The organism is Dietzia sp. B44 (assembly GCF_014145245.1).
Lineage (GTDB): Bacteria > Actinomycetota > Actinomycetes > Mycobacteriales > Mycobacteriaceae > Dietzia > Dietzia natronolimnaea.
Genome location: NZ_JAALEF010000299.1, coordinates 2,168 through 10,207, shown reverse-complemented (window position 1 = coordinate 10,207; position 8,040 = coordinate 2,168). Strand labels below are relative to the sequence as shown.

General features: G+C 71.0%; 10 protein-coding genes. All 10 read right to left on the bottom strand.

Going from position 1 to position 8,040, the window contains the following annotated elements; genetic code table 11:
• Positions 1 to 614: amidohydrolase family protein (locus tag G6017_RS10510; protein WP_182617267.1), on the bottom strand; the 614-nt coding region annotated here is incomplete at its 3' end.
• Entirely contained in the window at positions 611 to 1,552 is a 942-nt protein-coding gene (locus tag G6017_RS10505; RefSeq protein WP_182617266.1) for an aspartate carbamoyltransferase catalytic subunit, read from the bottom strand. The genes G6017_RS10510 and G6017_RS10505, both read right to left, overlap by 4 nt.
• The gene (pyrR, locus tag G6017_RS10500; RefSeq protein WP_179525354.1) at positions 1,549 to 2,133 is read right to left on the bottom strand and encodes a bifunctional pyr operon transcriptional regulator/uracil phosphoribosyltransferase PyrR; all 585 of its coding nucleotides are present in this window, start codon (positions 2,131 to 2,133) and stop codon (positions 1,549 to 1,551) included. The genes G6017_RS10505 and pyrR overlap by 4 nt, the downstream gene beginning before the upstream one ends.
• Positions 2,134 to 2,201: 68 nt before the next feature.
• On the bottom strand, positions 2,202 to 2,747 hold the full coding sequence (gene nusB, locus G6017_RS10495) for a transcription antitermination factor NusB (protein WP_182617265.1): 546 nt from the start codon (positions 2,745 to 2,747) through the stop codon (positions 2,202 to 2,204).
• Between the two features lie 2 nt (positions 2,748 to 2,749).
• Positions 2,750 to 3,313 carry an elongation factor P gene (efp, locus tag G6017_RS10490; RefSeq protein ID WP_182610780.1) on the bottom strand — a complete coding sequence of 188 codons (564 nt, stop codon included), beginning with the start codon at positions 3,311 to 3,313 and terminating at the stop codon, positions 2,750 to 2,752.
• 74 nt (positions 3,314 to 3,387) lie between these two features.
• Positions 3,388 to 4,488, bottom strand: a complete 1,101-nt coding sequence (locus tag G6017_RS10485) for a M24 family metallopeptidase (protein WP_179525357.1) — start codon at positions 4,486 to 4,488, stop codon at positions 3,388 to 3,390.
• The gene (gene aroB / locus G6017_RS10480; RefSeq protein ID WP_182617264.1) at positions 4,485 to 5,612 is read right to left on the bottom strand and encodes a 3-dehydroquinate synthase; all 1,128 of its coding nucleotides are present in this window, start codon (positions 5,610 to 5,612) and stop codon (positions 4,485 to 4,487) included. Before aroB ends, G6017_RS10485 begins: the two co-directional genes overlap by 4 nt.
• Before the next feature lie 57 nt (positions 5,613 to 5,669).
• Positions 5,670 to 6,221: a shikimate kinase gene (locus G6017_RS10475; RefSeq protein ID WP_182617263.1), complete on the bottom strand. Its 552-nt coding sequence runs from the start codon at positions 6,219 to 6,221 to the stop codon at positions 5,670 to 5,672.
• Positions 6,218 to 7,420, bottom strand: a complete 1,203-nt coding sequence (aroC, locus tag G6017_RS10470; RefSeq protein WP_347237986.1) for a chorismate synthase — start codon at positions 7,418 to 7,420, stop codon at positions 6,218 to 6,220. Before aroC ends, G6017_RS10475 begins: the two co-directional genes overlap by 4 nt.
• A gap of 38 nt (positions 7,421 to 7,458) precedes the next feature.
• On the bottom strand, positions 7,459 to 8,040 hold a 582-nt coding region (locus G6017_RS10465), incomplete at its 5' end, for a helix-turn-helix transcriptional regulator (RefSeq protein ID WP_182617260.1).

Here is an 8,040-nt window from a genome sequence, read left to right as displayed (position 1 = left end):
GCGGCCGTGGGCCCCTCGTGCGCCACCGCACCCTTGGTCAGGCGTGGCTCCTCCGCGTGCTGTGCGATCAGCACACCGAGTCCCGCCGAGTACTCGAGGGCGCGGCGCATCACCAACGGGTCGTAGACGCACATGCCGTCGTCGGAGAAGACCCTGACCCGGGCCTCGCCGGAGGCCATCTGACCCATCTCGGTGAGCTGTTCCCCCTTGAGTCCGACGGTGACCGCTCCCACCGGGTGGATGTCGCACAGGCCCACGGACCGGCCGATCCGCCACACGGAGTCGGTGACGGTCTGGTTGTCCTGCGGAGGCTGGGTGTTGGCCATGGCGAACACCGCGGTGTACCCGCCCCGCGCCGCCGCCGCCGACCCGGTGGCCACCGTCTCGGTGTCCTCCCGTCCGGGCTCGCGCAGGTGGGTGTGGAGGTCGACGAACCCGGGGAGCAGGACGGCGCCGGCCATGTCGTGGGTCTCGACGTCGTCAGGGAGATCCTCACCGGCGTCCGGTCCGATCGCGGCGACGAGCCCGTCCCTGACGAGCACGTCGACGGGGTCGCCCTCCCCGTAGGGCCGGACCCGGCGCAGCAGCAGGGTCGGGGGTTCGAGGGCGCTCACTCGGGGTTTCCTTCCGTTCCGACAAGGGTGTGGAGCAGGACCGACATGCGTACGTGGACGCCGTTGGTGACCTGCTGGAGAATCGCTGACGACGGGGCGTCGGCGGTGTCGAACCCGATCTCCATCCCCCGGACCATCGGTCCGGGGTGCAGGACGACCGCGTTCTCGGGCAACCGGGACGCACGGGCGGGCCCCAGGCCGTACCGCACCGCGTACTCGCGGGCGGACGGGAAGAACCCGCCGTTCATCCGCTCGGCCTGGACACGCAGCATCATCACCGCGTCCGCGCCGGGCAGCTCGGCGTCGAGGTCGGTCGAGGCCCGGACCGGCCAGTCCCCGACCCCCACCGGCAGCAGGGTGGGTGGCGCGACCAACACGACCTCGGCACCGAGGGTCGACAGCAGCAGCGCGTTCGACCGGGCCACCCGCGAGTGCAGGATGTCGCCGACGATCACCACCCGGCGGCCCTCGATCTCCCCCAGTCGTTCGCGGATGGTCATCGCGTCCAGCAACGCCTGGGTCGGGTGCTCGTGCATGCCGTCACCGGCGTTGATGACCGAGGGCCCGACGCCGCCGGGGGCGACCCAGCCGGCGATCTGGAGGGCGGACCCCGAAGCCGGATGACGCACGATGAGCGCGTCCGCACCGACCGCGGTCAGTGTCATGGCCGTGTCCCGCAGCGACTCCCCCTTCTGCACCGAGGAGGCGCTCGCGGAGACGTTGATGACGTCGGCACTCATCCACTTGCCGGCGGTCTCGAAGGAGACCCTCGTGCGCGTGGAGTTCTCGTAGAACACCGTCAGGACGGTCTTGCCCCGGAGGGTGGGCAGCTTGCGGACCTCGCGCCCGAGGAGCGTCTCCTTGAGACGGCCGGCCTCGTCCAGGATCGACAGCGCCGCGTCGCGGTCCAGATCGGCGGCGGAGAGCAGATGCTTCACCTGGCGTCCTCCGGTGTCGGCCGTCTGAGGACCACGGCGTCGACGTCGTCCGTCTCCGTGAGCCGCACCGAGACGCCCTCCTCGCGCGAGGTGGGGACGTTCTTCCCGACGTAGTCCGCGCGGATCGGGAGTTCGCGGTGCCCGCGGTCGACCAGGACGGCGAGCTGGACGCGGGCGGGCCTGCCGAGGTCCCGCAGCGCGTCGAATGCCGCCCGGATGGTCCGCCCGGAGAAGAGGACGTCGTCGACCAGGATGACGGTCGCTCCGTCGATGCCCTCGGCCGGGACCGTGGTCGGGCTCATCGGGCGGTGGGGGCCACCGGCGAGGTCGTCGCGGTACAGGGTCACATCGAGTGAACCGGCGTGTACGGCGGCTCCGCTGAACTCCCTGATGCGCTCGGCCAGACGGTGCGCGAGCGGGACACCACGGGTGGGGATGCCGAGCAGGACGACCGGACCCGAATCCGGTGCGTCCGCGGCCGTGCGTTCGATGATCTGGTGTGCCAGGCGGGATATCGTCCTGGCGACGTCATCAGACGTGAAGAGTGAAACCGAGGTCGTCTCCGGACCGTCAGCGCTCACCGATCACCACCTCCTTGTCCGCCTCGCTGGACGGCTCGTTAAAGGGATAGCTTTCGGACCGAACTCTATCAGTCCTCGGTTCCGGTCTCCGACGGGTCGGGGGTGGCCTCCGACACGTCTACGGCCGGCGCCGGGTCCAGCGAGGACACCGCGCGCTCGGCCGCCCGGATGTGCTCGGCGAGCCCGGCGATGCGGTCGAGGACGGCGTTGACGTAGGGCACCGACTTCTCGGCGGACAGGTCGGCGACCAGCAGCACCGACTGGTCGATCACGATGGCCGAGTCCACGTCCTCGGTGCCGAACAACAGCTCCCACGCCCCGGCGCGCAGCACCGCACGGTCCACTGCCGGGAGGCGCTCGAGCGTCCATTCCCGCAGGTGCTCGGCGATCATGGTGTCGAGACGGTCCAACCGCTCCGCCACGCCCGTGACGATGTCCACGGTGTACGAGGCGACGTCGTGGAACTCCTGCGACTCCTCGCCCATCCGGCGGCGTTCCTCGGCGAGCGCCACCACGTCGGCGTCCCGGAGCTCCGCCTCGAACAGCAGGGCCACCGCGCGCTTGCGGGCCCGGAACCTCGATCCGCGGCGCCGGTGTTCTGCGTCATCCGCCATGGTCAGGCGTTCACCCGGCTGAGGTAGCGGCCGTCGCGGGTGTCGATCCGCAGCTTGTCGCCCGTGTTGATGAACAGCGGCACGTGGACCTCGGCGCCGGTCTCGAGGGTGGCGGGCTTGGTGCCGCCGGTCGACCGGTCCCCCTGCAGGCCCGGGTCGGTGTGCTGGACCACCAGGTCGACGGCGACGGGCATCTCGGCGAAGAGCGCCACGCCCTCGTGCATCGACACCTGGACGCTGGTGTTCTCGAGGAGGAACCGGGCACCGTCCCCCATCACGGTGGGCGAGACGTTGATCTGCTCGAAGTCCTTCTCGTCCATGAGGACGTAGTCCTCACCGTCGCGGTAGAGGAAGGTCATGTCGCGGCGGTCCACCGTGGCGGTCTCCACCTTGACCCCGGCGTTGTAGGTCTTGTCGACGATCTTGCCGGAGACCACGTTCTTGATCTTGGTGCGGACGAAGGCGGGACCCTTACCCGGCTTGACGTGCTGGAACTCCTGGATCTGCCACAGGTTGCCCTCCTCCTTGAGGACGAGGCCGTTCTTGAAGTCGGCGGTGGACGCCATGGTCGTTCTCCTTCGCGAGTCGTCGGCGGGCGGCGGGGGACCGGCGCCGCGCGCATGTTCTGTGGGACGGCTGCTCAGAGCACGCTGAGCGCCGTCGACGTGGTGGTCAGGGACCTACCGCCCCCGCCGGTGACGGCCACGGTGTCCTCGATTCGGATCCCTCCGAGGCCGGGGAGGTAGATCCCCGGCTCGATGGTGATCACATCGCCGTCGGACAGTGTACTCGCGGACCTGCTCGACACCGCGGGCGCTTCATGGACGTCCAACCCCACCCCGTGTCCCAGCGAGTGGCCGAAGTACCCGTCGAACCCGGCGTCGGCGATGATGCCCCGACTCACCGCGTCGAGCTCCGAGCAGGCCAGTCCCGCCCGGACCGCCGCCACCCCGGCGAGCTGGGCGCGTCTGACGACCTCGTAGGCGTCGAGGAGTCGGTCGGCAGCGCCGCCCAGGGCGACGGTGCGGGTGCAGTCGGACGCGTATCCCGACACCGTCGCTCCGAAGTCCACCACGACGAGATCACCGGCGGCGAGCAGCCTGTCCCCCGGGACATGGTGCGGGTGCGCACCGTTGGGGCCCGAGGCGACGATGGTGTCGAACGCCACCCCGTCGGAGCCGGCCCGTCGCATCGCGTGTTCGAGATCCGCGGCGACCTCCCGCTCGCTGCGGTTCACGGCGAGCAGGCCGTGGGCCAGCAGATGGTTCCATGACTCGTCCACGACCCGGCAGGCACGCTCGATGAGTCCGATCTCGACCGGGTCCTTCGCCCGCCTGACCTGCTCCACGAGCCCGCTGGTCTCGACGACCTGTGTCCCGGCGGCCCCGATCTTCTCGAGAACACCGCGCAGGGCGGACGCCGCGGACAGGGTCAGGTCGTCCGCCTCCACCGCGAGCGGGGCGTCCGCGGGACCCCGGCGACGTCCGAGCACCCCGGCGACGTAGTCCCGCGAGATCACGTGCCCGACATCAGGGGCCTGCTCGACAACCTGGAGCTCGTACCGCGAGTCCGTGCACAGGACCGCCTCGCCGTCGTCCTCCACGAGGACGGCCCCACCGGATCCGCGGAACCCGGTGAGGTAGGCGATGTTCCGTGGGTCGGTGACCAGGAGCGCACCGGCTCCCGCCTCGGCGGTCGCGGAGGCGACCGCACGTCGACGGGCCGCCAGGCGGTCGTTCACAGCAGGACCCCGCCGCCGCTGGGCTTGTTCCCCTCGGAGATCGCGGCGTAGGCCGCCGTCATCAGGGACGGGTCGGGGGCCTCCATGCGCGCCGGCCGGGCCAGTCCGTCGAGGACCACCAACCGGAGGAAGCCGGAGTGGTTCTTCTTGTCCCCCGCCATCAGCTCGAGCAACCGCGGGAACGCGTCGTCGTGGTATCCGGTGGGTAGGCCGAGAGAGGACAGGATCGACGCGTGACGGTCGGCCGTCGCGTCGTCCAGACGACCGGCCAGGCGGGCCAGCTCGGCCACGAAGCACATCCCCACGCTCACGGCCGCCCCGTGCCGCCAGCGGTACTGCTCACGCCGCTCGACCGCGTGGCCGAGGGTGTGTCCGTAGTTGAGGTTCTCCCGGGGACCGGACTCCCTGAGGTCCCGGCCCACCACGTCGGCCTTGACCTGGACGCTCCGCCGGATGAGCTCGACGATCGTCTCCCCGGTCGGGTCTAGCGCGGCCTGCGGGTCGGCCTCGATGAGATCCAGGATCACCGGGTCCGCGATGAAGCCGCACTTGACCACCTCCGCCATCCCGGAGATCAGCTCGTTGCGCGGAACCGACTCGAGTGTCGCGGTGTCGACGAAGACGGCGGCCGGCTCGTGGAAACTGCCCACGAGGTTCTTGCCCGCGTCGGTGTTGATCCCGGTCTTGCCCCCCACGGCGGCGTCGACCATGGCGAGCAAGGTGGTGGGGATGTGGACCACGCGGACCCCGCGCATCCAGGTGGCGGCCACGAAGCCGGCCAGGTCTGTCGCCGCCCCGCCGCCCAGGCTCACCACGGTGTCCTTGCGGCCCAGCCCGATCTTGCCGAGCACGTCCCAGCAGTAGCCGGCCACGGCGAGGTCCTTGCCGGCTTCGGCGTCGGGGATCTCCACGCGGTGCGCGTTGACGCCGGCCTCGGCGAGCTGCTCACGCAGGGCCTCGGCGGTCTGGGTCAACGGCGGCTGGTGGAAGATCGCCAGGTTGCGCGATCCCGAACACGCCTCCAGGATCTCCGGAAGCAACCCGCGGCCGATCACCACCGGGTACGGATCGGCGGACCGCACGTCCACCACCACGGGGTCGGTGTCGTTCCGGTCTCGGTTCATGATGGACTCCCGCTCTTCGCTCGACAACTCACGCTCGTACCCCGTCTCTCGCCGGACTCACGGTCGGTCCCATGTACCCCGGGCGTGCGGGTCACCGGACTCGAGCCTGTCGACGATCTCCGTCACCACCTTGCCCGAACTCCGGCGTTCCGTGCTCACGGTCGACCACGCCACCTCCCGGTAGAGCGGCGACCGCTCGGTCAGCAACGCCTGGTAACGCGCCGTCACGTCCCCGCCCGCGAGGAGAGGGCGGCCGGGACCGCGCGATCGACGGACACCTTCGGCCACCCCGATCGTCAGATGGATCACGCGGTGTCCGCGGAGCCGTGCGCGGGTGGTGGCCGAGAGCACCGCCCCGCCCCCCAGTGAAAGGACCCCGGCGAAGGACTCGAGCGCCTGCCCCACGACCTTCTCCTCGATCGCCCGGAACGCGGGTTCACCGTCGTCGGCGAAGATCTCGGGGATCGACCGCCCCTCGGACTCCTCGATCATCTGATCGGCGTCGCGGAACGGCACGTCGAGCCTCCGGGCGAGCTTGCGCCCGATGGTCGTCTTGCCGGCACCCGGCGGACCCACCAGGACGGCGACCGGCCGTGCCGGATCGCTCATGCCGGATCCGAGTCCCAGTCCAGTCTCGCCGCCACGGCGTCGAGGTAGCCCTGCACGTTGCGCCGGGTCTCCGACACCGAGTCCCCGCCGAACTTCTGCAGGACGGACCGGGCCAGGACCAGCGCGACCATGGATTCCGCGACCACGCCGGCCGCGGGGACCGCGCACACGTCGGAGCGCTGGTGGATGGCGGTGGCGCCGGAACCGTCGGACATGTCGACGGTGCTCAGGGCACGAGGGACCGTCGAGATGGGCTTCATGGCGGCGCGGACCCGGAGGGCCTGACCGTTGGTCATCCCCCCTTCGAGTCCACCCGCACGGTTACTCCGACGTCCCACGCCGTCCGCTCCGCGCACCATCTCGTCGTGGGCCACACCGCCCCGTCGACGGGCGGTCTCGAACCCGTCGCCGACCTCGACACCCTTGATCGCCTGGATCCCCATGAGGGCTCCCGCCAGCTGCGCGTCGAGGCGCTCCTCTCCGGACACGTGCGAACCGAGTCCGATGGGCAGACCGTGGACCACCACCTCGACCACGCCTCCGAGCGTGTCGCCTGCCTTCTTGGCCGCCTCGATCTCGGCGATCATCAGATCCCCGCTCGCGGAGTCGAACGCGCGCACGGGGCTCTCGTCGATGGCCGGCAAATCGGCGAACGTGGGCTCGGTCCCGACGTAGGGCTCCGAGGCGCCGATGGAGATCACGTGGGAGAGCACCTCGACGCCCAGGACCTCGCGCAGCAGCGCCCGGGCGACGGTTCCCGCTGCGACCCTGGCAGCGGTCTCGCGGGCGCTCGCGCGCTCCAGGACCATTCGGGCGTCGTCGAAGTCGTATTTCAGCATCCCCGCGAAGTCGGCGTGGCCCGGGCGCGGTCGGGTGAGCGTGGCCGCGCGGGCCTTGTCCTCGATCGCGTCGGGGTCGACGGGATCCGCCGACATGATCTGCTCCCACTTGGGCCACTCGGTGTTCCCGACCTCGATCGCGATGGGCGAACCCATGGTGCGACCGTGCCGGACGCCCGCCAGCACCCTCACCGCATCGGCCTCGAACTTCATCCGGGCGCCACGGCCGTAGCCCAGGCGGCGGCGGGCGAGCTGCGAGGCGATCTGGTCGCTCGTCACCTCGACCCCCGCGATGACGCCCTCGACGATCGTCACTAGGGCCTGGCCATGCGATTCTCCGGCGGTGGTCCACTTCAGCACGCCGCCGATCATCCCACGTCCGGGTATCACCCGGCACATCAGGCCCGCGGCGGCGCCGACGTCCGAGCCCGCGAGGCGACGGAGGCCTGGTGCGGGGTGGTGCCGGTGAGACGCCGGAACGCGTGGATGAAGCTCGACGCCTCGGCGTATCCCAGGCGAATCGCCACGTCCTCGACCGAGAGCAGGCCGGTGGCCAGCATCCGCTCCGCCAACTCGACCCGGACGTCGTCCAGCAGGCGCTGGTACGAGGTGCCCTCGTCTGCCAGTCGTCGACGCAGTGTCCGGGAACTCAGCCCCAGCGCGGCGGCCACCGAGGACATGGCCGCCCCCTGGGGGAGCCGCCCGGTGATCTCCACGCGCACACGGCTGCTCACCGGCCCGCGGGTCCGGCGGGCGGCGGCGAGGTCCCGGCAGAGCGCCTCCGCGACCGCCACCGCCGCGGTACTACCCTGCGGGAGGGGTCGGTCGAGGTGGTCGGCGTCGAAGACCGCCGTGACCCCGTCGCCGCGGTCGGACGACGACACCACCGTGCCCAGTCGCTCGCGGTAGGCGACGAGCGTCTCGTCGGAGCGCCCACCGGCGAATGTGACCTCTGTGAACGGGAGTCCGCCGGGGACGAG